This window comes from Brucella sp. MAB-22 (genome assembly GCF_025908475.1).
Classification (GTDB): Bacteria; Pseudomonadota; Alphaproteobacteria; order Rhizobiales; family Rhizobiaceae; genus Brucella; species Brucella anthropi.
Genome location: NZ_CP109782.1, coordinates 1180287 through 1203851, shown reverse-complemented (window position 1 = coordinate 1203851; position 23565 = coordinate 1180287). Strand labels below are relative to the sequence as shown.

The following is a 23565-nucleotide window of genomic DNA, read 5'->3' as shown; positions in this document are numbered from 1 at the left end:
GCTGCGGGAAAGGAAGCGGTTCAGGAGTGGTCGCCGGATTATATTCCAGCTTCAGAAGGCGCAACGTGCTGAACAAGCGAGGTCTGGCGCACTTCCTTGGTCTTGTGGCCGACATAGAAGCCAGTGGCAATCATGGCCGCCAGAATAACGACAATCGATTTGAAACTGAAAGGCAGATGGTGCATTTCTGGTCCTCACTCCAGCTCCAAGCAAACCAGAGCAGGAAATGATTGTCGACCCCACATTCGTTCCAGCTCTTCGACACCCGCAAAATTCCTGTCAGGCGTTGCAAGCTTGCAGCTCTTTGTGAACTGCGCATTCATCCTCTGTTCAAGATATCGGAACTAAAGCATATTTCATCGATATCAGAGGGACTCATCATGACACCTGCACTCAAGACGACTGTTGCTTCACTATGCCTTGGCGGCCTGGTGGCCGTCCTCTCCCCCCTTGTAACGCCGGCGTCCGCAGCCAAGTTGCAGCGCTGCGCAAGTGAGAACGGAGTCTGCCAGCTGCCCTACCCGGCAGAAGTGGTCTATGGCACCGGCGGACAAAATACGTCGCGCTTCATTGATCGGCCACAGGTCACCTGTTCGAACCGCGTCTTCGGTGACCCGGCGCCGGGCAAAAAGAAAAGCTGCTCCTTCGTGGTTCAGGATCGCTGGGAAGACAGGCCTGGCCGTCCGGGTCGCCCTGATCGCCCCGGACGCCCGGATCGGTATGATCCGTATGACCGCTATGATGACCGCGACCGCGACTGGAGCCGTTGTGCGAAGGAAGGCGGGTTCTGCGATTTTTACGGTCGCAAGCGCGTCCGCTACGGCGCAAATGGCCGGTTCACGGAAGGCGTCTTCCGCAATGGCGTCCAATGTGACAATCGCGCCTTCGGCGATCCCGCACGCGGTAAGGCTAAAGCCTGCTACGTACTCGATTAAGAGCCGGACGTAAGAATATAGAAGCCCGGACTGATCAGTTCGGGCTTTTTCTATCTAGTTAATGCAGAATCTCGAAAATATACATATCACACTGTTTTTATTATACTTTGTTTCCAGCTTCACCGAAAATACTATAGCAGTTACGACCTTTGCCCTTTGCCTCATAGAGCGCAATGTCCGCATTGCGGGCGAGCGTGTCCGGCGTTGTGCCGTCGCGCGGTGCGAGAACTGCCCCGACGCTTGCCGAAACATCCAGATTGACGCCGTGGATGAGGAAAGGTTCACGAAAAGCCTCAACCACCCTTCCTGCCACCGTCTCGATGATTTCCATGCAATCTTCATCAGGAAGAATGACGGCGAACTCGTCACCTCCCACACGCACCGGAATATCTGTTTCCCTTAAGGCGGAACGCAAACGTTGAGCAGCTTCGATCAGAAGCGCGTCGCCCATCAGGTGACCGTAGGTGTCGTTGACCGCCTTGAACCGATCGAGATCAATTAGCAGCGCACCAATCGGCTTGCCCTGCTGCAAGGCTTTTTCGATCATCGGAATGGCAAGTTCGGTGAGAGCCCCGCGATTATAAAGTTTGGTCAGGCGGTCGGTCAGTGCGAGGCGCTTGAGAGCGGTGGAATCGTCAGTGAGGAATTTGTTGGTCTTTTGCAACCGCAGCAATCCACTCGCAATGCGGGCAAAATCCTCAAGCTTGGCACGTTCCGTATCGGAAATCTTTCGCGGCCTGCTATCGACAATGCACAGGGAGCCGACCGTCAATCCGGCATCGACAGACACCGGTGCACCAGCATAAAAGCGGAAACGCGGTTCGCCGGTCACATAAGGCATGCTGCAAAAGAGGTCGTTCTCGACCATATCCTCAATCACGAATAGCTCACCGCTTTCCACCACGAAGGTGCAGGCAGTCAACTCGCGGGGACAACTGCTGACCTTTTCGCCAGCATTGGCAGCAACACGCTGCCAGTCCTCGTCGATGATGTTGAGAGCAGACGTGCTGACGTCAAAAACGTCTTTCACAAGCGATACAAGGGTATCCAGTTCAGGCAGTCCAAGGCTGGACACGGAAACAAGGCTACGGACGCTTTCAAGTCGCTCGACTTCATTGGCAGGAACCGAAAAAGGCTTCTTTTCCGTCATCGAACTATAGGCATCCATGCTCATCATTCTCACCGTCATCTATGCTCCCTTTTGGGATATAGATAGTGATGAGAACCTCGACAGCAAGCCAAGCTTGTCCGGACAGACAGAGTTCGAACAGTTTTTTGTCAGGCGGAAGCCAGAGGGTGAAACAGGTATTTCACTATAAAACAAAAAAAGCGGCGACCGAATGGGCCGCCGCCTCTGTCGCTAGAAACATGGACTGGAGGTCATCATAGTTCTACGACAATGCGTGTGCCGAAGCGGGCACTATTAGCCAGCGTATCAGCCAGAATATCAGAACGAGCGCTGGAAGCGGATCTTGCCCTGCCAGGCGTCTTTGCCGTCCATGCTCGTGTTCTTGTCCTGCCACTTGGTGTAGGAAACTTCAGGCGTGATGGTGAAGCCAGGAACGAGCTGGTAGGCAACGTTTGCCGTTGCAGCGAAGGTTTCGCTGTCGTCATAAGCGGCCTGTACGTTGAAAGTGGCCTTGCTGGTTGCCTTGTAGGCCGCGCCGCCCCAGACTGCCCAGTCACCGCCCCAGGTACCGTAGAACGAGTCGATGATACGGACGCGATAACCGCCCGACGTGCCGTAATGATCGTCGTTGGACTTGTAAGCGCCCTGCAGCCAGACCGAGAACTGATCGGTGATGTTAACATCGCCGCGGACCTTTCCGGCCCATTCCTCGTTACGGGCGTCATAGGCGACGACACCGGCGATCTTGCCCCAGCTCTGCTCGTATTTCAGGCCACCGACCACATGCGGCATGTAATCCTTGATGGTGACGTCTACGTTCGAGTCGGTGTTGCCACCTTCTTCAAAGGAGACAATGGCCGAGAAACCGTTCCCGCCCTTGAAGGTGTAGCTGATAAGGTTGGTGCGGTAGCCGCCAGCGAGGATCACGTCGTCGCTGATGACGTTGCCGAGGTAACCGGTGAAGGTGACGAAAGCCGATTCATCCAGACCAATACGCAGACCGCCAAGCTGGATATAGGCGTAACGCAGCGAGGTGCTGGTGGAGCCGCCATTGTAATTGTTGGCTTTGCCGTTGCCGTCGCCGTTCCAGTCGTAACGCAGTTCGCTATAGGTCTTGAGCGTGCCGAGTTCTGTTTCGGAAGCGGTCGAGAAACGAAGGCTGACGCGGGCCAGCTTGTTCCAGGTGTCGCGCTCCAGCTGTGCGGGGGTACGAGCATAATTGTTGTCGCCACCGCTTGCGTCGTAGCGAACATAACCATGAATGCGAAGGCAGGTTTCCGTCCCCGGAATGTAGAAATAGCCAGCACCATATGCATCGCATACACGGACATATTCGACTGCTTCCGGCTCAGGTGCCACGATCGCATCGGCTGCTTGCGCGCCAGAAATCGCTACGAGCGATGCTGCTGAACCGAGAAGAACTTTTCTGATATTCATAAATGCGTCTCCAGTAGATGAGTTAGACGCCACCGCTATATTTATTCACAATAACTTGATCAATGTTTATTCAATGTAAGTTTTGTGAATTATTTATATGTGATATAAAAGTTACTTAATATATATTTTATAAATACAAAAATATTCAGAACAAAAATAAAGTAATTCCTTTCATCGCCGCTCCACGCAACGAATCCACCATATCAGCGATAATTTTATTCAGCCCCTTATGCCCTTCCAATCCGCGTAACGAGCGGACGCCCTCGCCTATCCGGCAACGGTGAAAGTTTTATAACAGCAACAAGAAATATACGTCGCGAGGCGGATAATTGCGCGTGTTTTCCAGTTCACGCTGGAAAGCCATAAACCGCGACTCGTCAATTCAAATGCATGGAATGTTGATTCGTCATTGTCGACCTGACGAAGTGAATTTCCTCGGTCATTCTCTGACCCAATAAAGAAAACGAAGGCAGCAGGGGTAATGCAATGGTTCTATTCTCTATTGTCATAGGCGTGCTGACGTCTGCGGTGGTAATTGCGGCGTGCATCATGCTTTGGAGATATGAACGTCCCTGAAATTTCCCACAGAAAGAGTGGGCGTGGCGACTGGCCCACTTCGACAGTCGAATCCAATAACAGCCTGACCTACTTCGGTTGATTGCCCTGCATTTTGTTCGCTTCCGCGATTGCAGATACGGTGATGCGTGGAGCTTCCGTCTTCGCTTTTTCGGCAATGTCAGCGAGCATGCGCAGCCTGCCACGGCCTTCCACTCGGCTTTTTCAGTCACCCTGGCGCGTATTTCATCAATTCGCTTCAAAATGTTTTCATTTGCTTTCAGACGCATTTTATTGCCAAGATTAGGCTCAAATCCGGCTCGCTGATATGCCCGTCTGCTGTCAGACCTTCAGCCAATTCCTTTGCGAACATTTCCTGCTTTGCATTTTTCAAGACTGGCTTATGCCCATCACCATAAGGATACTCTATGATGAGATCAGAAGACGCTCTGTTGCTGAATGCTATTAGCGCCCAGGCCGACCGGGCCGAATTGATTATACCCAAGACCCTTTCGCTAAATCCGATTGCCGAACGACTACACGACGAATTCCCACATCGATCCACTGCCGAAATAGAAACTCAGTGCCGAGTTGTCTGGCAGGATCGTTATCTGTTCTGGAACTGATATTCGCCTTCACAACTGGTTTTGGCGTAGACACGTCGTTATCGAGGCGCCGAAGAAAACCGATCCAATGCTGCTGACGCAGGGTCAGCAGTCACTACCCCGCTTCGGCGGGTTTTTGTTTAGGCAATAAGTGCGGTGGCTGTACGTGATGAGGTGGGCTCTTACGACTCGTTCATTTCGTTATTCTTTTTCTTTTTATCTTCGTCGTAATGCCACTTGATGGCGAAGAACATGGCCGCGCCTAACACGAGAACCTTGAACACCACGAAGAATATCGGAATCCATTCCATCTTCTGAATATTTCCATACAGCTATCAATCGCGAGGAGCATTACCTCAGAACCGCTGCCTCGGCATCTTCTTTTTTGTGCCATTGGTACTTTGATAAAATCAGGCGACATCGATTTCCAACCATTGCCGAGTTGGAAAATTTGATGGATCGGGATTTTTCTTTAATTTCAATGAAGTGAATGGTGGGCGTGACAGGGATTGAACCTGTGACCCCTCCCGTGTGAAGGGAGTGCTCTCCCGCTGAGCTACACGCCCGATGAGCCAAGCTCGATCAAGGTGGTGCGGATATACTGGCCAGCGGCTGCATAAGTCAAGCGTCTCGCAAGCCTGTTTCCAAAGAGATTTCGATCTTCTCCCCAACAGCTTCTGATCGCAAAGAAAAACGGCAATCACCCATCGATGATTACCGTTCTGTTTTGATACGGGAGGGATTTCAGAGCGCTGCGAGGCGCGAACCTGCCGTCTTGTCGAATGCTTTCTGCAATCCGGAATCACGGTCGTAAACATCGCCGTAATAATGGATTTTTCCATCCGCTTCCGGCCATGCGGTGAAATAGGAAATGAAGACAGGCACAGGTTCCTTGACCTTGATGCCGCGCTCATTCTTGCCGAAATATTTTTCCAGATCCGTCACCGATGTCCCCAGAACCGCCGCCGCCATGTCACGTGGGCGTTCCAGACGAATGCAGCCATGGCTCAGGGCACGCATATCGCGGCTGAAATAGGATTTGGCCGGAGTGTCGTGCATGTAGATATCATGCGCATTCGGGAACAGAATTTTGAGTTCGCCCAGCGCATTGTCGAGGCTCGGCTTCTGGCGAATACCGACATGGGCTTTGCCCGCGGCAACTGCACTCCAGTTGACGGCGCTGGCGGAAACCTTCTTGCCGCCTGCATAGACCTCGTAACCATTGCGGTCGAGATAGCTCGTATCACGCATGACCTTGGGTAGCATCTCGTTCAGGATGATGGAGCGCGGCACGCCCCATGACGGATTGAAAACGACCGTCTGGACCTTGTTGTAGAAGAAGTAGGTCTGATGGGTTGGAGAGCCGATAACCACATTCATGGCCAGCTTCTCTTTTCCGTCCTCGAAATATTCGGCACGGTAAGCCGGCTGATTGACCATCACGTAACGCGTGCCGAAATCATGCGGCAGCCAGCGCAGGCGCTCCATGGAATAAAGGATACGGTCGCGTTTGATGGAAGATTGCTCTCCTTGAAGTGCGGAAAGCGTATTGCGACCGATGACGCCGTCCGGCGTGCTGCCCGAAAGCTTCTGATAATCCTTGATTGCAGAAACCAGTTCCGGATCATAGACGTCGCCGCGCGCATGCGTGTCCAGCACTTGCTTGTGCTGTGCCAGATAGCCAGCAGGCGCATGTCTCGAAATCAGCGCAACCACCTTGCTGAGCTGGTCATTGGTATCGCCCGGCTTGATGATGCCATTCAGCGAGATGCGGATTGGCTCGGCAGATGGCGGCTCGGTATTCGCAAGCTCACGCTTCAACGCCGCATATTGCTGATTGCTCGGTTGGAAACCATGCAGATAGGCAGCCGGATCGCTTTCCGATGCCAGCTTTTCGAGAACGGCCTTCGGATCGACGCGGTTGCGCGGCAGATCGTGGAAACCGCTGAGGCGGTCCGCGATTACACGTCCCTCACCCGCATCGATGGCATAGCGCAGCGCGCGGGCAGACATGCGAATTTCAAATTCTGCGAGTTTCTGCTGGCGCTCAGATTCAGCAGCGCCATCGAAATTGTCAGCGGGGATCGTGACTGCATATTCATCCGGGTTGAGCCCATCTTCGTCCACACGGGCAAAGAAAGCCGCAACATTCTTGGCGCGGTCGAGCACTTTATCGTCGGCCGACCACATGAAAGAGCGCTGACTTGAATAATAGTCGACGATCGCCTGAGCGATCTCTTTCTCGGCTTTGACATTCACGGATTTCAGATAATTCGTCGCTGCATCGAAGGCACGCTGCCCCGGCGTTTCTTCGCGAATCTGCGGACGGATCGGCGACATGCCCGATGTCAGCGGATCGACGGTCACTGGTTCGGTTGCTGCAGTTACCTGCATATCGAGCGCGCTGAAATCGATATTGACCAGAGTATCCGGCTTGTAGTCGTAAATCTGCGGCCCTTTGACGGTCACGCGCTGGACTGGCGGAAGGCTGCGCACAGCGGCACGAGGAGCAGAAACGGCCTTCGGTGCTACAGGTGCGCGAGGAGTGACTTGCGGCTGAACAGGCTGGGCTGGCTGCACCTGCTGCTGGCGACGTTGTTGGAAAAGTTCCATCAGCGAATTTGCGGCTTGAGCCTGTGCCGTGGGGAGAAACACCGAAGCTGCCAGAGCTATCGCGGCTGCGCGGCGGATATTTTGTCCGCGTGCGGCGCTGCTCTTTTCATCCATCTGCGAGTGTCTGGAAAACTGCATTTCAAACCGCCAAAGTTAATGCGTTCGCTCAAAAGCGAATCCGTCCGAATCTCACCCGTAGAATTTACCAATCTCGTATAGAAACTTTTAACGCTATTGTTTCCTGAAGCAATTTTCTGTTTTGCGTTCATCACAATTGTTTGAGGCTTCTTCTCGGAAGACAAACCCGGAATGCCTTAATGAACAAAGTGACGCAGTGGCATCCACTCCGCATCGCGCTAAAAGCCCCACAGACTATGGTTCCGAAGCTCTTCTTCGGAACTTCGATCAACACATATCGCGCGAGCCGGAAACGATGACGACCTCCGGCTGGCGCAGCTGGCAAGCAAGCGAGGTACCGCGATGGCAGAAGCAAGCGCCGCCGATCTTTTTCCTCTTGGTGAAGACGACACCCCTTACCGCAAGCTGACTTCCGATCATGTCTCTGTCGATACGTTCAAGGGACAGGAAGTCCTGACTGTCGATCCGGAAGGGCTTCGTCTGCTTTCGGAAGCAGCTTTTGCCGATATCAACCATCTGCTGCGCCCCGGCCATCTGCAGCAGCTTGCCCATATTCTCGAAGACCCGGAAGCAACGGATAACGACCGTTTTGTCGCCTACGATCTTCTGAAGAACGCCAATATCGCAGCAGGCGGCGTGCTTCCCATGTGTCAGGATACCGGCACGGCCATCATCATGGGCAAGAAGGGCCGTCGTGTCTGGACCGAAGGCGGTGATGCCGATGCGCTTGGCGCTGGTGTGCTCGACGCCTACAACAAGAAGAACCTGCGTTATTCGCAGCTGGCGCCTCTTTCGATGTTCGAGGAAAAGAACACCAAGAACAATCTGCCTGCCCAGATCGATATCTATGAAGAAGGCGAAGACGCCTACAAGTTCCTTTTCGTTGCCAAGGGCGGCGGTTCGGCGAACAAGACATTCCTCTATCAGGGAACGCCGTCGCTCCTGACGCATGACCGCATGATCGACTTCCTCAAGGACAAGATCCTGAGCCTGGGAACAGCCGCCTGCCCGCCTTACCATCTGGCAATTGTCATCGGGGGCACTTCGGCTGAGATGAACCTCAAGACGGTCAAGCTTGCCTCAACGCGCTATCTGGACAGCTTGCCGACCGAAGGTTCCGAAACCGGACATGCTTTCCGCGACCTCGAAATGGAAGCTGAAATCCATAAGCTGACGCAGTCTCTCGGCGTCGGCGCTCAGTTCGGCGGCAAATATTTCTGCCATGACGTCCGTGTCATTCGCCTGCCGCGCCACGGCGCCTCGTTGCCGATCGGCATTGGTGTTTCCTGCTCCGCCGACCGTCAGGCCAAGGGCAAGATCACCAAGGACGGCATCTTTCTGGAAAAGCTGGAAACCAACCCGGCCAAGTACATGCCGGATATCGACGAGGAAAAACTGTCGTCGCATGTGGTCAAGATTGACCTCAACCAGCCGATGCAGGACATTCTCAAGGAATTGTCGAAACACCCGGTCAAGACGCGCCTGTCGCTCTCCGGTCCAATCATCGTGGCGCGCGATCTGGCCCATGCCAAAATTCGCGAGCGGCTTGAAAACGGCGAAGCCATGCCGGATTATTTCAAGAACCACCCGATCTATTATGCTGGCCCGGCCAAGACGCCTGCCGGTTATGCTTCCGGCTCGTTCGGGCCAACCACGGCAGGCCGTATGGATTCCTATGTGGACCAGTTCCAGTCCTTTGGCGGCTCGATGGTGATGCTCGCCAAGGGCAACCGTTCGCGTCAGGTGCGCGAAGCCTGCGGCCAGCACCGTGGGTTCTATCTGGGCTCCATCGGTGGCCCGGCTGCCCGTCTGGCCCAGGATTGCATCAAGAAGGTCGAGGTTGTCGAATATCCGGAACTCGGCATGGAAGCGATCTGGCGTATCGAAGTGGAAGATTTCCCGGCCTTCATCGTCATCGATGACAAGGGCAATGACTTCTTCAAGGAACTCAATCTGGGTTAAAGCATTTCCAGCAAAAGTGCGAAGCGGTTTTGCGTAGGATAATGCGACGAAACAAACGCTTAGAACACAAATCTGATTCAATCATATCAGAGCTCTAAGCAAAAAAGGGCGGCGCAAGCCGCCCCTTTTGTTTCAGGCATTTGTGCCGCCATCGATCGTGAGCGTAGCTCCAGACACGAAACGCCCTTCGGGGCTGGCAAGCCATGCCACCAGACTTGCAATATCGTCAGGCGAACCGAAACTGCCGGTTGCGATAAGCTCCCGCTGCTGTTCGGCATGTTCTCCAGCCGCCGGATTCATATCCGTATCGGTGGAGCCAGGCTGAACGACGTTGACCGTGACGCCCTTTGGACCAAGGTCGCGCGCCAGACCTTTCGTCAAACCGATCAGCGCCGCCTTGCTTGCCGCATATAGGCTGATGCCCGGCCACGGCACGCTTTCGGCGAGGTTTGAGCCGATGGTTATGACGCGTCCACCAGCACCGAGGTGTGGTGTGGCCGCTGAAACGGCGGCAAAGACAGCCCGGAAGTTCACAGCCATAACCTCATCGAAGTCGGCAAGTGTGACCTCTTCCAGCGGGGCCGCATGCCAGATGCCAGCACTGTTGACCAGTATATCCAGACGACCGAAATCCTTGACCGCTTTCTCGATTGCCGCCGCAATCTGGCTCGCGTCGCGATTGTCGGCCTTCAGCGCCAGAGCCTTGCCACCATTGGCTACGATTTCGGAAACCACAGCTTCAGCTTTTTCCTTGCCGTTCACATAAGTGACGACAACTGCCGCGCCATCTTTCGCGAGCCGTCGTGCAATCGCTGCACCGATGCCGCGACTTCCGCCGGTGATGAAGGCAACCTTTCCGTTCAAAGCTTCGGCTGACATACCATTTCCTTTCTGTATCGATTGATACATAATTGCTGACAGGCTTGCACAGAACCGTCAAGCGATTTATTTAATGATCGATACAGAAAGGTTCGCACGTGGCAGAAAAAGGACGGCCCCGCAGCTTCGACCGCGAAACAGCGCTTCGTGCTGCAATGTTGATATTTTGGGAAAAAGGCTTCGACGGATCGTCGCTGGCCGATCTGACGACGGCTATGGGCATCAATGCGCCAAGCCTCTATGCGGCATTCGGAAGCAAGGAAGAACTCTATCTCGAAGCCCTCACCCTTTATGCCGGTGAAGTGGGCATTGAAATCTGGTCGACACTGGATGAAACGCCGGATGTTCGCGCGGCTTTCGAGCGTTTTCTGCTTGCCACGATAGATGCCTATTGCGAGGAATCCGTGCCGCGGGGCTGCATGATTGCTCTGGATGCGCTTCATCGGACGCATTCAAGCGACAAAGTCTGCGACGTGCTGCGCAATCACCGCCAGACCAATATCGAAATCCTGAAAAAGCGGCTCGAACGCGGCATTCGTGACGGCAATATTCCCGCATCCGTCAATTGCGAAGCGGTTGCGACCTTTTACGCGACAGTCCAGAACGGCATGTCCATTCTCGCACGCGATGGCGGAACGCGGCAAGATCTCACCGCAACGGCACTGGGCGCCATGGCAGGTTGGGAGAAACTTGTTCTCACCGAAACATCATCAGGCAACCAGCCTTAATCGCGGACCGTCATCAAGATAATCCGCTACCAGGGACGCCACTTCAGCACTCGCAATGATGCGGCGATGCCCAAGGCCATCCGCCCAGTGCACCCTGACATGAGAGCCTGCCTTGCCGGCCATTTCCGCGCAGATGGCGGGAACTTCCTTATCGTCATGCGCGTGGATGACCAGCGTCGGAATTGTCATGCGGCGCAGATGAACGTCGGTATCGAAATCCGTGATCGGGCGCGCTGCGAGATGACGGACTTGCTCCTTCATTGCGTTGCGCACGTCACGACCAAGCCCAAGCACTTTGCCGAAACCGTCAAAGACGCCTGCCATGGAGTGCGGGGAAGCAATTGTCACCAGCTTTGCCGGGCGATGTGACTGGTAGCACCCGAGAGAACCCGCTGCGGCATTGACAATGACCGCACCGCCGAATGAGTGACCGATCATCGCATCGAACGGTCCATACTGGCGCCACGCAACATCAACGGCGGCGATTGCCTGTACCAGGTTGAGGGTGCGGCCTGCCGATGCGCCATGCCCCGGCAGGTCGATGGAGACAACTCGTTCCCCACGCGCAACAAGCTCGCGAATGATCGCTATCATATCCGCTGTGCGCGATCCCCAGCCATGAACGACAAGCGACGTTCTTCCCACATAAACATCGGGTTCGAACAAATAGGTTGCGATAAGTCCGCGATCGATAATCAGATCGAGCCGCTTTGCCTGACTGAGTTCGTTGCTCGCCTGTTCAAGCCGTGCGGCATAGGCCTTGGTCTTCGGCTTGCGGCTCGGCGTTCGACAGAAAATCCTGAACGCGGCGCGACCTGCCTTGTCGGTATCAATGCGGCCAAGCACACCCAGACCGAATCGCGTAACCTGCAAAGAAATCGATGTCATGACAGGGCCTCAATTATGTTCAATCCTGAACAAATAATTGTACAAGAATGAACAAAATGCAAGACAAGACTCAAAAACTGCCGTGGGACAATCCGCGCTTCAAGAACTGGATTGCCGTTGCGCGTGCCGGCAAAGCGGTGGAACGCGCCCTCGCCCAGGGGCTGGCGACCTTCGATCTCAAGATCGCCGATCTCGATGTGCTGATGAATGTTTATCGCCACCCCGGCGAATCCCAGCATGATCTTGCGCGCCGCATTCTCGTCGGACGTTCGAACATCACCATGTTGCTGCCGAAGCTAGAAAAGCGCGGCTTGCTGGTGCGCGAGGGCGACCCGGCAGACAAGCGTGTGATACGACTGACGCTAACTGCCAAGGGCGAAAAGCTTCTGGGACATGCGCTGACGACCTATACCGACCTGATTGACCGCGTCATGGCGCAATCGACGAACGCGCAATGCAACGCGATGGGCGATGTGATGCGGCGCATATCCGAAATGCTGGAGAAAGACTGACCGGCAGGCGGGATCAACGATCCCGTTTCAGGCCTTTTTCGGCAAGCTCATCGAGATAAGTTTGCCATAACGTGTCCTTCTCGGTGCCGAGCTTGTGGAGATAGGTCCACGAAAACAGGCCGGTATCGTGCATGTCGTCAAACGTTATGCGGACGGCGTAATTGCCGACCGGCTCCATCTTCATGATTTCGACGGTCTGCTTGCCACCAACCGTGATGCGCTGTGCCGGCGAATGACCCTGCACTTCTGCCGAGGGCGACAGGACACGCAGCAACTCGGCGGTCAGCTCGAATTTCTGGCCATCATCGAACGCCACAGTCAGCAGTTTGCGGTCGTGTGAAACACGCAATTCAGTCGGCCAGACCTCACTCATCACCATTCTCCAGCTTGGTTCTTCGCCAGCTTTTGATAGGCCCCGCGTTAAAATATCGCAATAGTCGCGGTCATTATTGAAAGAGCTTCGCGTGCGTGAAACTGGACATTGAGGCTCGCAGATCCTATTTCTAGGTAGACGACGCGGATATTCCTCCGCATCCTGTGGAAACAACGGCTTAATGATGTACACAAACCAAGCCCAGCCACTTGTTTCCCCGACTGGACCCATGATTGATCCTTTCGGGCGTGCCATCACCTATCTTCGCGTTTCAGTGACGGACCGCTGTGATTTCCGCTGCACCTATTGCATGGCGGAACACATGACGTTCCTGCCCAAGAAGGATTTGCTGACGCTTGAGGAACTGGACCGGCTTTGCACCGCCTTTATCGACAAGGGTGTCAGGAAACTGCGCCTGACCGGTGGCGAGCCTTTGGTGCGCAAAAACATCATGCACCTGATCCGGCAGCTGTCGCGCCATCTGAAATCAGGTGCGCTGGATGAATTGACGCTGACCACGAACGGATCGCAGCTTTCACGCTTTGCCGACGAACTGGCGGAATGCGGTATACGCCGTATCAATGTCTCGCTGGATACGCTCGATCCTGAAAAATTCCACCAGATCACCCGCTGGGGCGATCTTCCCCGGGTTCTTGAGGGTATTGAAGCCGCACAACGCGCCGGTATCCGCGTCAAGATCAATGCAGTCGCGTTGAAGGATTTCAACGATCACGAAATTCCCGAACTGATCCGCTGGGCCCATGGCCGCGGCATGGACATGACGCTCATCGAAACAATGCCGATGGGCGAGATCGAGTTCGACCGTACGGACCAGTATCTGCCGCTCTCGCAGCTGCGCGAGGACCTGTCGCAGCAATTCACGCTTTCAGATATTCCTTACCGCACAGGCGGCCCTGCCCGCTATGTTACGATTGAGGAAACAGGCGGACGGCTCGGCTTCATCACGCCGATGACGCATAATTTCTGCGAAAGCTGCAACCGCGTCCGGCTTACCTGCACCGGTATGCTTTATATGTGCCTAGGCCAGAATGATGACGCCGATCTGCGCAAGGCCTTGCGGGAAAGCGAAAGCGACCTGCTGCTCAGCCAGGCCATTGATGAAGCTATTTCGCGCAAGCCGAAAGGCCATGATTTCATCATCGACCGCGATCATAATCGACCGGCGGTTGCTCGCCACATGAGTCTTACCGGCGGCTGAGCGATTTATACTTAAAAAAGCACACAACCCGAAATAATTGTCGCGAGATCGACTTTAAAACGGTATGCAATCTTAAACTGGATTCTGTATCGTGCCGCAGTCAGCAAATTTTCGCGCAAGTATTTTCATGCTTCTCGCCATGGGCACTTTCACCATCGGCGATACGATTACAAAATACCTCCTGACCGAGATGAACAGCGGACAGTACATGCTGATCCGAGGCATATTCGCCACGGTGCTGATCGGTTTGCTCGCCTGGCGCCACGGTGCATTACGCAATCTGTCGCTTGAAAAGATGACGATCCTGCGCGTCGTAGGCGAAGTTGTCGCCACCATCACCTATATTTATTCGCTCGGCCATCTCTCGCAAGCATTCTGTTCGGCTGTCTTTCAGGCAACGCCGCTTGTCGTGACGCTTGGAGCGGCACTCTTCCTGAAGGAAAAAGTGGGCTGGCGTCGCTGGTCCTGTATTCTTGTCGGCCTTGTCGGGGTTCTCATCATCATCCGGCCCGGAACGGATGGTGCTGCAAGCCTTGCTTCCGTCGCTGTACTTCTTGCCAGCGTAGGTTTTGCCGCCACGCGGGATATCGCCACGCGCCGTGTGCCCGCTCACGTGCCGACCCTCTATCTCTCGACATTGACCGCAGGCGCGATAACATTGACCGGCGGCGCACTGACCGTTCCAATGGGCGGATGGCAGCCCGTTGGAATTACAGCAGTCGGCGCCATGGCCATTGCCGCTGTCCTTCTCCTTGTCGGATATCACTTCATCATTCTGGCCATGCGTGAAGGTGAAGTGTCCTTCGTTTCGCCGTTCCGCTATTCCAGCCTGCTTTGGGCAATCGGCCTCAGCACTTTGATTTTTGGCGAAGCGCCCGACATATATACGATCATGGGATCGGTTCTGGTGGTCGGAAGTGGCGTCTATATGGTCTATCGTGAAAACGTGTTGAAGAAGCGGGAACGCAACAAAAGCACATTGGCGACGATCCCGACCGGCGTGGAACCCTCATGATTGCAGGCGCAATCATCGCTGGCGGGCTCTCCAGCCGCATGCAGCAAGGCGGCGTTGCGGGTGACAAATTCCTTCAGCCGCTCGGCAGCACCGGCACTATCATTTCCCATGTCGTCAGAAGGATCAAACCGCAGGTCGAAGCGCTTGTCATCAATGCGAATAGCGATGATCCCCGCCTGACTGATCTCGGCGTGCCGGTGATCAAGGACCTGCCGGCGGAACATGGCGGCCCGCTGATCGGCATTCTGACCGCGCTGACGCAGGCACAAGAGCCCTCACTGCTGCTAACGACAGCAGCCGATACGCCATTCCTGCCTCGCGACCTCGCGGACCGCCTTCTTGCACGCCGGAACCAAACCGGGGCGCGGATCGTTCTCGCCAGTTCCCTTAACCGGGTCCATCCGATTTTCGGACTATGGGAAACCGGACTGGCTGACGAGCTCACCGTCTGGCTTACCAATACCAGCAGGGCCAGCGTCTTCGCATTCGCCGAACATATCGGATTTGAAACGGTTGATTTTCCGCTTGCCTTCGTTGGCGATAGCCCGGAAACATATGATCCGTTCTTCAATATCAATCGGCCCGACGATCTTGTCGCCGCCCGAAAACTGGTTGAGGCAATGGAATGAACCAGAAGCTTTTCGGCATTACCGGCTGGAAAAACTCCGGCAAGACGACAATGACCGAACGTCTGGTCGCATGCCTTACGGCACGTGGATACCGTATCGCCACCATCAAGCACGCCCATCATAATTTCGATATCGACCATGATGGCACCGATTCCTGGCGTCATCGAAAGGCCGGAGCAGCGGAAGTGGCTATCGTCTCGTCGCAGCGCTACGCAATCATGCATGAAGGTTTCGGCGAAGAAGAACCTTCTCTATGGGAGATTGCGGCCAAGATGGCGCCTTGCGATCTGATTCTGGTCGAGGGCTACAAGCGGGAAACGCACAAGAAAATCGAACTGCGTCGCGAAGGCGGCCATGCCGGGCCAGCTCTCTCCGTTGACGATCCCGCCATCGTCGCCATTGCCAGCGACCAGCAGCAACCCGGCGAAAAAGTGCCGGTGTTCGGCATCGATGAAATAGAGCAAATAGCCGATTTCATCGAAGGCGTTATGGGTCTCTGAGAGACTCTCTATAATTCCCCTCTTTGACAACATAATTCACCGCTTTCCGGTGAAGGCATGCAGAAAACGCCGAGGAATTCCCCCCTTGGACACACAATTTAATTACGCAGACCATCTTGCCAATCGTCTCAAAATGGTGGGAATATCGTTTGCAGATCTGATGGTGGGGACGGAAGCGCGAAAAAATATTGCGCATGATCGGCTCAACCATCTATTGGTAGTGGCCGGGGGGAATCCGCTACCAAACGTGCAATTTAAAGTTTCACGGTCGTGACTACCCCTTAAGCGGCTGAACCAGAAGAAATAATCAGGGAACCAGCCAGAACAAAACGAGAGGACTGAAAATGCGCGTATTGAAGCGTATCGCCGCTGCGGCATCTGTTGCAGCGCTGGCAATTACGATCGGTAGCATGACTGCCGGTGTTGCAAATGCAGAAGAGCCACTCAAGCTCAAGATCGGCACCGAAGGCGCCTATCCTCCATTCAACTTCATCAAGCCAGACGGCACCCTCTCGGGCTTCGACGTCGATATCGCCAAGGCGCTCTGCGAAGAAATGAAAGCGCAGTGCGAATTCGTCACCCAGGAATGGGACGGCGCTATTCCTGCCCTTCAGGCTGGCAAGTTCGACGCCTTCATCGCCTCCATGTCCATCACGGACGAGCGCAAGAAGCAGGTCGACTTCTCCAACAAATATTACAATACACCTCCCGGCATCGCAGCTCCCAAGGATACCGACATCAAGGGTGTGACCAAGGAAGACCTCGCTGGCAAGACCATTGGCGTTCAGGTTTCCACCACACACTCCAACTACTCGGAAAAGACTTTTACCGACAGCACGATCAAGGCCTATCCGACTGCTGAGGAATACCGTCTTGATCTCGCCAATGGCCGTCTCGACGCCGTCAACGACGATAGCGTGACACTGGCCGAATGGCTGAAGTCGCCGGATGGCGCCTGCTGCAAGATGGTCGGCACTTTCCCGCCGGTTATCGAGATCCACGGTCCGGGCGCTGGCGTTGCCTTCAAGAAGGGCCGTCCGGAGTTGGTTGAAAAATTCAACGCAGCCATCAAGGCGATCCGCGCAAACGGCAAATACAAGGAAGTCAACGACAAGTACTTTGACTTCGATGCTTATGGCGCCGAAAATTAATCAAAACTGACACCTATGCGCCGGTTTGCTTTCCGCAAATCGGCGCAAAACATTTGTATGGGCATGCCGTACAAGCCTTGCCGGGCAAAAACCTCGCAGGCGATAAAAACATAGGCAAATGCCTTTAGGAAAAAGAATAGGCGCATGGAACACTACGCCACTTTGTTGAGTTTCGGCCCCGACGGATGGGGTGCCAGTATTGCCTGGGGGCTTCTGGTAACCGTCTCGCTGGCTCTCGCAACACTCCCCGTTGGTCTCGCACTCGGATTTCTAGTTGCTATCGGCAAGCAGTCCACCGAACCATCGATCCGGCTCGCTTCAAACATTTACACGACAATCTTTCGTGGTTTGCCTGAGCTTCTAACCCTCTTTCTCGTTTATTTCGGCGCCTCTCTCGGGTTGCAACGGCTTCTCAGTCTGTTCGGCATCGAAGCGAATGTGGAAATCAATGCGTTCGGCGCCGGTATGGTTGCGCTGGGCTTCGTCTTCTCTTCCTATTCGAGCGAAGTCTTCCTTTCGGCGTTTCGCGCAATTCCGCGCGGGCAGTATGAAGGCGGTTATGCAGTTGGCCTGTCGCACTGGCAGACCATGCGCAAGGTCATCCTGCCGCAGTTGATCCGCATCGCCCTGCCCGGCCTTGCCAATCTTTGGCTGGTGCTGCTCAAGGATACGTCGCTGGTTTCGGTTATCACATTGTCCGATATTCTGCGGCAAACCTCCATCGCGGCACGCGTGACCAAGGAACCATTTCTGTTCTTCGGCATAGCCTGCCTGCTCTATCTGGTTCTCGCAATCATCTCGTCCTACTTCATCAATCGCATTGCCCGCTGGGCTGATGCGGGCGCCAACCGGTCGCGAGGTGCATGATATGAGCCAGACTGTTTCCACTACGACAATTCCCGCGATGGCTCCGCCACCCGTGGTCAAGCAATGGACGCGGATGCGCGTTGCCGGCCATATCATCGTTGCCTTCTGGTTCCTTCTTTTCGCTGGCCTTGCGATCTATCTCTACAATGCATGGCGTATCGATCTGTTTGAAACCTATGGGCCACGCTACTGGTCCGGGCTTCTGATAACGCTGAAACTGGTTGCCGTATCGATTGTCATAGGCGCCCTGCTCTCGCTACCGATCACGGCCGCGCGCATGTCCAACAACCGGTGGCTGCGGGGAATTGCTTTCGGCTATGTCTATTTCTTCCGCGGCACGCCGCTGCTGGCGCAGACATTCCTTATCTATTACGGCTTTGGCACTTTCCGTCCGTTTCTTGAAAGCATCGGGCTCTGGGTGTTTTTCCGCGATGCGTGGAATTGCGCCATTCTGGCGTTTTCGCTCAACACGGCAGCCTACCAGGCTGAAATCCTGCGCGGCGCTATCCAGAGTGTGGCGCTGGGCCAATGGGAAGGCGCTGCGGCGCTTGGCATTTCGAAGCGTGTGACGTTCTGGAAGGTCATTCTTCCGCAAGCGCTCATCGTGGCGTTGCGTCCTTACGGCAACGAAATCATCCTGATGATCAAGGGCTCGGCCATTGTAGCTATCATCACCGTACTTGACCTGATGGGTGAAACGCGTCGCGCCTATTCGCGGACATTCGATTTCCAGACTTATCTCTGGGCTGCAGTCATTTATCTGCTTATCGTCGAATGCCTGCGGCACGTTTGGGATTTCCTCGAACGAAGGCTGACCCGCCATCTCATTCGTTAGAGATCACTAAACCGGCATCAAACCAAAATATCGCCCCCGGCAGCCTTGCAGCTTCCGGGGGCGATCTGTTTAGAGCGCATTTCGATCTGATTGGATCAGATCGGCGCTCTAAATATTTGTTTTAACGCGCATCTTTTCCGAAAACCGTTTCACACTTTTCGGGATGCGCTCTAGAATACAGCTTCCAACAGTAAGGTAACAGGTTGAGTCATGCTGAAAATCTGGGGTCGTATCAATTCCACGAATGTGAAGAAGGCGCTCTGGACAGCGCGCGAACTCAATCTCGACTATGAACAGATCAATGTCGGTGGCCAGTTCGGTGGATTGAAAGATCCGGCTTACCTCGCACGCAATCCGAATGGGCTGATCCCCTTGCTGGAAGACGGCGACACAGTGCTGTGGGAATCCAATACCATCACGCGGTATCTCGCGGCAGCTTACGGCAAAGGCACACTGTGGATCGAAGATCCAGCCAAGCGCGCGCAGGCCGAAAAATGGATGGATTGGGCTTCCGCATCCTTCTACACCAATTTCAGCAATGTCATGAAGCATCTGATCCGGCTGCCGGAAGCTGAACGCGATCCAGCCATTCTGGAACAAGGTCTTCAGGGCCTTGCGCAATCAATGCAGATTGCCAACGAGGGCTTGAAGGAAGCTCCCTGGTTCTCGGGCGAGAACTTCGGTATCGGTGATATTCCCACCGGATGCTACGCCTATGCCTGGTTTGAGTTTCCGATTGAGCGCCCATCTCTTCCGCATCTTGAAGACTGGTATGGCCGCCTCAAACAGCGTCCGGCCTATCAGGCGGCCGTTATGACGCCTCTCACCTGATTTCTAGAAATATCCAGAGGAATGAACGAATGACAACATCCGCTAAAGTCGCCTTTCTGGGCCTGGGTGTCATGGGTTATCCCATGGCAGCTCACCTCAAGAACAAGGGCGGTCACGACGTCACGGTTTATAACCGCACGACGGCAAAAGCCGAAAAATGGGCCAAGGAATTCGGGGGCAACTTTGCAGCGACACCTGCCGAAGCCGTGCGCGATGCAGATTTTGTTTTTGCCTGTGTCGGCAACGATGATGACCTTCGTTCCGTGACCATCGGCCCGGATGGCGCCTTCTCAACCATGAAGAAGGACGCGATCTTCATCGACAACACAACAGCCTCTGCGGAGGTTGCTCGTGAATTGGATATCGAAGCACAGAAGCGCGGCTTTCATTTCATCGACGCCCCCGTCTCCGGTGGTCAGGCCGGCGCCGAGAACGGCATTCTCACGGTAATGGTCGGCGCGCCGGAAGCCGTTTTCGAGCGGGCCCGGCCAGTTATCGATGCTTATGCGCGTATGGTCGGCCTCATGGGACCGGTCGGCTCGGGCCAGCTTGCCAAGATGGTCAACCAGATCTGCATTGCCGGTCTCGTTCAGGGACTGGCCGAAGGTATCCATTTCGGCAAGAAAGCTGGTCTCGATATCGAAAAACTGATCTCGGTGATCTCGAAAGGCGCCGCTGGCTCCTGGCAGATGGAAAACCGGTCCGGCACCATGAACCAGGGCAAATATGATTTCGGCTTTGCCGTCGACTGGATGCGCAAAGACCTTGGCATCTGCCTTGAGGAAGCTGACCGCAATGGCGCACTTCTGCCTGTGACCGCCCTCGTGGACCAGTTCTATAAGGAAGTGCAGAAGATCGGTGGCAGCCGCTGGGACACATCTTCATTGCTTGCGCGGCTGGAACAGCCCTGAGACAAACGATCCTAAACAAAAAAGCCCGGCAATGCCGGGCTTTTCGTTTTCTATGCATCAAGCTTAGAACTTGACCTTTGCAGTGAGCGAAAGGGCGCTGACTAGATCATTACCGAAATCGCCGGTGCTGATCGAATCTCTCAACTCGCCTGAGCCGAGCCAACCGATAGCGCCAGCCAAACGCACATCAACGACGTCATTCGGCTTGTAGTTGGCTCCCAAGCCAAACAGCCAAACGTCGGTCTGAGACGTTGACCTTGCCCCCAAGTTTTATCCAGTTTTGAGTTCGCTCCAGCGGTTTTGGGTTGCTGTATTTGGGGCGGTAGCGGCGGGTTGCGGTGCGGAGCCATTTCGGCTGCGCAGCACCGCATCACGTCGCGGGTTGATGGTCTGAGCGAACTCGGCAGGTGTCAGCCAGCCGAGGCCAGAATGTGGACGGTGATCGTTGTAATCGCCGCGCCAGTTTGAAAGCGCTGATCGAGCATGGGTCAGTGACGAGAAGAGGGTTTCATTCAAGAACTCGTCTCGCAGCCGTCCATTGAAGCTTTCGATGAAAGCGTTCTGAATGGGTTTGCCAGGCGCAATGTAGTGCCAATCCACCTTAGTCTTGTCCGTCCATTGCAGGATCGCGTTGCTGGTGAACTCGCTGCCGTTGTCACTGACGATCATTTTCGGTTTGCCGCGCTCCTCGATGATCCGGTCAAGCTCGCGGGCAACGCGCAGACCGGAAAGCGATGTATCGGCGACGAGTGCCAGGCATTCCCTGGTGCAATCGTCGACGACCGTCAGAATCCGGAACCTGCGTCCATCGGTGAGTTGATCCGACACGAAGTCCAGTGACCAACGATCATTGGCTGTCATCGGAACCAGCATCGGTGCTCGTGTGCCGATCGCTCGCTTGCGACCGCCGCGCTTGCGCACCATCAGCTTTTCCTCCCGATAGAGCCGGAAGAGCCTCTTGTGGTTCACAAGGTGCCCCTCGCGTCTGAGTAGGACATGAATGCGTCGGTAGCCAAAGCGGCGGCGTTCATGCGCCAACGCCTTCATTCGCTCGCGAAGGTCATGGTCGTCGATGCGGCTGCTTTCGTAACGAACTGTCATCCGGCAAACACCGATGGCTTTACACGCCCGCCGTTCGCTCATCCGATGTTGGTTCATCAGATGCGCGATAGCGTTCCGCTGGGCTGCGGGCGTCACCACTTCTTTCCCAAAAGGTCTTTCAACGCGGCGTTGTCGAGCATCGCATCCGCCAGAAGCCGCTTCAGTTTCGTGTTCTCGTCCTCCAGCGTCTTCAGCCGCTTGGCCTCAGACACGTCCATCCCGCCGAACTTGGCCTTCCATTTATAGATGCTCGCATCGCTGACACCGTGTTTGCGGCAAAGCTCCGAGACAGGCGTGCCCGCCTCGTGCTCCTTCAGGATGCCAATGATCTGTTCGTCTGTGAAACGGTTGCGCTTCATTCTCTGGTCCTCTCAATGGGCCAGAGCTTACTTCAAAATGGATTATTTCAACGGGGCAAGGTCAACGTCCACCCCGTGCTGGTGCCGCGATCCCACGTTACGGTTGCTGCACCCGACCATTGTTCATTGAACTTGTGGCCCACGCCGCCCGAAACGGTCCAGCCATCCTGATAGTACAGATCCAGCGAGGTGATTTTGGTTCCATCCGGCAGGCCGCGATTACCATTCGAAACGAAGGTCGCCTGTTGGATGCTCTTCCAGTCGGTCCATTTAACCGAACCAAAAGCTAGCCAATCTGGTGCGATACCCGTCTGGAACTTGAATTCAACCGACTGTGGAGCAGCAATATCGTTCGTCACATTCAAGGGTACGCCCTGTCCTGTGAGCGGGTTCAGCATGAGATTGTCAATCGTACCGTCGAGGTTGTACTTGACCTCAGACTGATAGACGAGAGACGCTCTCATCGCATATTCAGGGATTTCGTAGGCCGCGCCCAGACGCCAGCCAACCGAGCCGTCTTCTACATCAAGTGTAGCGACGCGGAAATTGCCTCTGAATGCGGTCGTCGGAGGGATCAGGCGAGTTTGATAGCCCTTAAGTTCCTGATAGCTAACGCCGCCCAGAATTCTGAAATACGACTTTTCGCCGACGGCAAACCGGTACGAACAGTTTAAGCCAAAGTCGCGCGACGAAATTTTCTGTTCAATCGCAGTGAAGGAGCGAAGGGTATTGAGGCCTACATCGGTCTCGATTCCCCATGGCTCCCGGTATTGGGCGGCACAAGCCAGATCGTCGGTCAAATCGAATTTGGCAGATACTTTTGGTACCCAGTAAGTCTTTGCTTCGTCGACTGAAGTTGACCAAGGCTTGCCCCGATCCGGTCCATAAGGAACGACTGGCGGGGTCGCAACACCGGGGTTCGCACGAATATTTTTCAGTTTGCGCTAAGGCATAACTACCGTCGCACCAGCTTCGACAGCAGTTCCCTTTTCGAAGAGAATATCGAAATCCTGCGAGCTACGCTCGAAGCCGCCTGCATTGGCAGCAACCGCGCTTCCGAGGAGAGCTGCGACCATTCCTGCCATTTTCACGCGCTGTACACTCATAATGTCCTCCCAAACAGCAACGGTATTAACGTTGACGGAAACGTAAATCAGGAAGGATTCAGGCCGCAAGTCGCATTAATTTGGATTAGCATCATCGTACTTTCGGAGCATTCGTCAAAAATGGCTAAAACATCAAATATCGTGCCACTTCATTAGCAAAAATCGCCCGACACATGACAAAACAGGCCCAAATCGGCCAATTTTCCGCCTCTTTTTTGCCTTGTTGCGAAAGCGCAACATTGGTCGAAAACAATCGAAACCAGAGTTCGATCTACCGTTCCAACCCT

Annotated in this window: 22 protein-coding genes, 1 tRNA gene and 2 pseudogenes; 13 read left to right on the top strand and 12 right to left on the bottom strand. The window is 54.7% G+C overall.

Translation table 11 applies throughout. The features are described from left to right. Positions 1 to 38: 38 nt before the first annotated feature. On the bottom strand, positions 39 to 185 hold the full coding sequence (locus tag OHI65_RS15385; protein WP_155269231.1) for a hypothetical protein: 147 nt from the start codon (positions 183 to 185) through the stop codon (positions 39 to 41). 195 nt (positions 186 to 380) lie between these two features. Here OHI65_RS15385 and OHI65_RS15380 point away from each other — a divergent pair, with 195 nt between their 5' ends. Next, the gene (locus tag OHI65_RS15380; RefSeq protein WP_029376114.1) at positions 381 to 935 is read left to right on the top strand and encodes a hypothetical protein; all 555 of its coding nucleotides are present in this window, start codon (positions 381 to 383) and stop codon (positions 933 to 935) included. A 100-nt stretch (positions 936 to 1035) separates the two neighbouring features. Here the strand turns inward: OHI65_RS15380 and OHI65_RS15375 are convergent, their stop codons facing one another. The 4 genes from OHI65_RS15375 to OHI65_RS15360 form a co-directional block, all read right to left on the bottom strand. Next, entirely contained in the window at positions 1036 to 2124 is a 1089-nt protein-coding gene (locus OHI65_RS15375) for a sensor domain-containing diguanylate cyclase (protein WP_012092102.1), read from the bottom strand. A gap of 258 nt (positions 2125 to 2382) precedes the next feature. Then, positions 2383 to 3501: a porin gene (locus OHI65_RS15370; protein ID WP_036586779.1), complete on the bottom strand. Its 1119-nt coding sequence runs from the start codon at positions 3499 to 3501 to the stop codon at positions 2383 to 2385. A gap of 1651 nt (positions 3502 to 5152) precedes the next feature. Continuing rightward, positions 5153 to 5227, bottom strand: a tRNA-Val gene (locus OHI65_RS15365). Positions 5228 to 5405: 178 nt separating this feature from the next. After that, positions 5406 to 7388: a L,D-transpeptidase family protein gene (locus OHI65_RS15360; protein WP_413541936.1), complete on the bottom strand. Its 1983-nt coding sequence runs from the start codon at positions 7386 to 7388 to the stop codon at positions 5406 to 5408. Positions 7389 to 7754: 366 nt separating this feature from the next. On the opposite strand from OHI65_RS15360, the gene OHI65_RS15355 reads away from it, so the two are divergent. Further along, positions 7755 to 9374, top strand: a complete 1620-nt coding sequence (locus OHI65_RS15355; RefSeq protein WP_012092106.1) for a fumarate hydratase — start codon at positions 7755 to 7757, stop codon at positions 9372 to 9374. Between the two features lie 132 nt (positions 9375 to 9506). On the opposite strand, the gene OHI65_RS15350 is transcribed toward OHI65_RS15355, so the two are convergent. Continuing rightward, positions 9507 to 10253, bottom strand: a complete 747-nt coding sequence (locus OHI65_RS15350) for an SDR family NAD(P)-dependent oxidoreductase (RefSeq protein WP_036586781.1) — start codon at positions 10251 to 10253, stop codon at positions 9507 to 9509. A 98-nt stretch (positions 10254 to 10351) separates the two neighbouring features. On the opposite strand from OHI65_RS15350, the gene OHI65_RS15345 reads away from it, so the two are divergent. Then, entirely contained in the window at positions 10352 to 10981 is a 630-nt protein-coding gene (locus OHI65_RS15345; protein WP_043062078.1) for a TetR/AcrR family transcriptional regulator, read from the top strand. Here the strand turns inward: OHI65_RS15345 and OHI65_RS15340 are convergent. After that, on the bottom strand, positions 10964 to 11869 hold the full coding sequence (locus tag OHI65_RS15340; protein ID WP_125300350.1) for an alpha/beta fold hydrolase: 906 nt from the start codon (positions 11867 to 11869) through the stop codon (positions 10964 to 10966). The genes OHI65_RS15345 and OHI65_RS15340 overlap by 18 nt on opposite strands. Positions 11870 to 11916: 47 nt before the next feature. Here OHI65_RS15340 and OHI65_RS15335 point away from each other — a divergent pair, with 47 nt between their 5' ends. Continuing rightward, on the top strand, positions 11917 to 12381 hold the full coding sequence (locus OHI65_RS15335) for a MarR family winged helix-turn-helix transcriptional regulator (protein WP_125300351.1): 465 nt from the start codon (positions 11917 to 11919) through the stop codon (positions 12379 to 12381). A gap of 13 nt (positions 12382 to 12394) precedes the next feature. Here the strand turns inward: OHI65_RS15335 and OHI65_RS15330 are convergent, their stop codons facing one another. Beyond that, positions 12395 to 12754, bottom strand: a complete 360-nt coding sequence (locus OHI65_RS15330) for a gamma-butyrobetaine hydroxylase-like domain-containing protein (protein ID WP_036586786.1) — start codon at positions 12752 to 12754, stop codon at positions 12395 to 12397. Between the two features lie 229 nt (positions 12755 to 12983). Between OHI65_RS15330 and moaA the strand changes: the two genes are divergently transcribed. From moaA to OHI65_RS15285, 9 genes are all read left to right on the top strand, one after another. Continuing rightward, positions 12984 to 13973: a GTP 3',8-cyclase MoaA gene (gene moaA, locus OHI65_RS15325; RefSeq protein WP_029924909.1), complete on the top strand. Its 990-nt coding sequence runs from the start codon at positions 12984 to 12986 to the stop codon at positions 13971 to 13973. A gap of 127 nt (positions 13974 to 14100) precedes the next feature. Next, complete coding sequence (locus OHI65_RS15320; RefSeq protein WP_125300396.1) at positions 14101 to 14988, top strand: DMT family transporter; 888 nt, start codon at positions 14101 to 14103, stop codon at positions 14986 to 14988. Then, a complete protein-coding gene (locus tag OHI65_RS15315; RefSeq protein ID WP_125300352.1) occupies positions 14985 to 15617 on the top strand; it encodes a molybdenum cofactor guanylyltransferase in 633 nt (210 codons plus the stop codon). The genes OHI65_RS15320 and OHI65_RS15315 overlap by 4 nt, the downstream gene beginning before the upstream one ends. Beyond that, positions 15614 to 16117, top strand: a complete 504-nt coding sequence (gene mobB / locus OHI65_RS15310) for a molybdopterin-guanine dinucleotide biosynthesis protein B (protein ID WP_125300353.1) — start codon at positions 15614 to 15616, stop codon at positions 16115 to 16117. The genes OHI65_RS15315 and mobB overlap by 4 nt, the downstream gene beginning before the upstream one ends. Positions 16118 to 16461: 344 nt before the next feature. Further along, complete coding sequence (locus tag OHI65_RS15305; RefSeq protein ID WP_010661304.1) at positions 16462 to 17268, top strand: ABC transporter substrate-binding protein; 807 nt, start codon at positions 16462 to 16464, stop codon at positions 17266 to 17268. 144 nt (positions 17269 to 17412) lie between these two features. Beyond that, on the top strand, positions 17413 to 18135 hold the full coding sequence (locus OHI65_RS15300; RefSeq protein ID WP_010661303.1) for an ABC transporter permease: 723 nt from the start codon (positions 17413 to 17415) through the stop codon (positions 18133 to 18135). A gap of 1 nt (position 18136) precedes the next feature. Then, positions 18137 to 18970, top strand: coding sequence for an ABC transporter permease (locus OHI65_RS15295; RefSeq protein WP_029376257.1), 834 nt, complete (start codon positions 18137 to 18139; stop codon positions 18968 to 18970). A 210-nt stretch (positions 18971 to 19180) separates the two neighbouring features. After that, entirely contained in the window at positions 19181 to 19801 is a 621-nt protein-coding gene (locus tag OHI65_RS15290) for a glutathione S-transferase family protein (RefSeq protein WP_012092117.1), read from the top strand. A gap of 29 nt (positions 19802 to 19830) precedes the next feature. Then, complete coding sequence (locus tag OHI65_RS15285; RefSeq protein ID WP_012092118.1) at positions 19831 to 20712, top strand: NAD(P)-dependent oxidoreductase; 882 nt, start codon at positions 19831 to 19833, stop codon at positions 20710 to 20712. Between the two features lie 63 nt (positions 20713 to 20775). Here OHI65_RS15285 and OHI65_RS15280 read toward each other — a convergent pair. From OHI65_RS15280 to OHI65_RS15265, 4 genes and pseudogenes are all read right to left on the bottom strand, one after another. Then, positions 20776 to 20964 (bottom strand): annotated as a pseudogene (locus OHI65_RS15280) (transporter); the annotation flags it as partial. Positions 20965 to 20982: 18 nt separating this feature from the next. Next, a protein-coding gene (locus OHI65_RS15275) for an IS3 family transposase (protein WP_086000502.1) occupies positions 20983 to 22172 on the bottom strand; the annotation gives its coding sequence in 2 pieces (ribosomal slippage) (positions 20983 to 21923 and positions 21923 to 22172; 1191 coding nt in all). A gap of 65 nt (positions 22173 to 22237) precedes the next feature. Continuing rightward, a pseudogene (locus OHI65_RS15270) lies at positions 22238 to 22972 on the bottom strand (OmpP1/FadL family transporter); the annotation flags it as partial. Between the two features lie 144 nt (positions 22973 to 23116). Continuing rightward, the gene (locus OHI65_RS15265; protein WP_264359148.1) at positions 23117 to 23278 is read right to left on the bottom strand and encodes a hypothetical protein; all 162 of its coding nucleotides are present in this window, start codon (positions 23276 to 23278) and stop codon (positions 23117 to 23119) included. Between the last annotated feature and the right edge of the window lie 287 nt (positions 23279 to 23565).

Bases quoted from the DNA above. Each gene is read 5' to 3' on its own strand.
- OHI65_RS15285 (WP_012092118.1), top strand. From the start codon at position 19,831: ATGACAACATCCGCTAAAGTCGCCTTTCTGGGCCTGGGTGTCATGGGT.
- OHI65_RS15355 (WP_012092106.1), top strand. From the start codon at position 7,755: ATGGCAGAAGCAAGCGCCGCCGATCTTTTTCCTCTTGGTGAAGACGAC.
- OHI65_RS15350 (WP_036586781.1), bottom strand. From the start codon at position 10,253: ATGTCAGCCGAAGCTTTGAACGGAAAGGTTGCCTTCATCACCGGCGGA.
- mobB (WP_125300353.1), top strand. From the start codon at position 15,614: ATGAACCAGAAGCTTTTCGGCATTACCGGCTGGAAAAACTCCGGCAAG.
- OHI65_RS15370 (WP_036586779.1), bottom strand. From the start codon at position 3,501: ATGAATATCAGAAAAGTTCTTCTCGGTTCAGCAGCATCGCTCGTAGCG.
- OHI65_RS15300 (WP_010661303.1), top strand. From the start codon at position 17,413: ATGGAACACTACGCCACTTTGTTGAGTTTCGGCCCCGACGGATGGGGT.
- OHI65_RS15315 (WP_125300352.1), top strand. From the start codon at position 14,985: ATGATTGCAGGCGCAATCATCGCTGGCGGGCTCTCCAGCCGCATGCAG.
- OHI65_RS15305 (WP_010661304.1), top strand. From the start codon at position 16,462: ATGCGCGTATTGAAGCGTATCGCCGCTGCGGCATCTGTTGCAGCGCTG.
- OHI65_RS15375 (WP_012092102.1), bottom strand. From the start codon at position 2,124: ATGACGGTGAGAATGATGAGCATGGATGCCTATAGTTCGATGACGGAA.
- OHI65_RS15340 (WP_125300350.1), bottom strand. From the start codon at position 11,869: ATGACATCGATTTCTTTGCAGGTTACGCGATTCGGTCTGGGTGTGCTT.
- moaA (WP_029924909.1), top strand. From the start codon at position 12,984: ATGATTGATCCTTTCGGGCGTGCCATCACCTATCTTCGCGTTTCAGTG.
- OHI65_RS15295 (WP_029376257.1), top strand. From the start codon at position 18,137: ATGAGCCAGACTGTTTCCACTACGACAATTCCCGCGATGGCTCCGCCA.
- OHI65_RS15360 (WP_413541936.1), bottom strand. From the start codon at position 7,388: ATGGATGAAAAGAGCAGCGCCGCACGCGGACAAAATATCCGCCGCGCA.
- OHI65_RS15290 (WP_012092117.1), top strand. From the start codon at position 19,181: ATGCTGAAAATCTGGGGTCGTATCAATTCCACGAATGTGAAGAAGGCG.
- OHI65_RS15320 (WP_125300396.1), top strand. From the start codon at position 14,101: ATGCTTCTCGCCATGGGCACTTTCACCATCGGCGATACGATTACAAAA.
- OHI65_RS15335 (WP_125300351.1), top strand. From the start codon at position 11,917: ATGAACAAAATGCAAGACAAGACTCAAAAACTGCCGTGGGACAATCCG.
- OHI65_RS15385 (WP_155269231.1), bottom strand. From the start codon at position 185: ATGCACCATCTGCCTTTCAGTTTCAAATCGATTGTCGTTATTCTGGCG.
- OHI65_RS15265 (WP_264359148.1), bottom strand. From the start codon at position 23,278: ATGAGTGTACAGCGCGTGAAAATGGCAGGAATGGTCGCAGCTCTCCTC.
- OHI65_RS15380 (WP_029376114.1), top strand. From the start codon at position 381: ATGACACCTGCACTCAAGACGACTGTTGCTTCACTATGCCTTGGCGGC.
- OHI65_RS15330 (WP_036586786.1), bottom strand. From the start codon at position 12,754: ATGAGTGAGGTCTGGCCGACTGAATTGCGTGTTTCACACGACCGCAAA.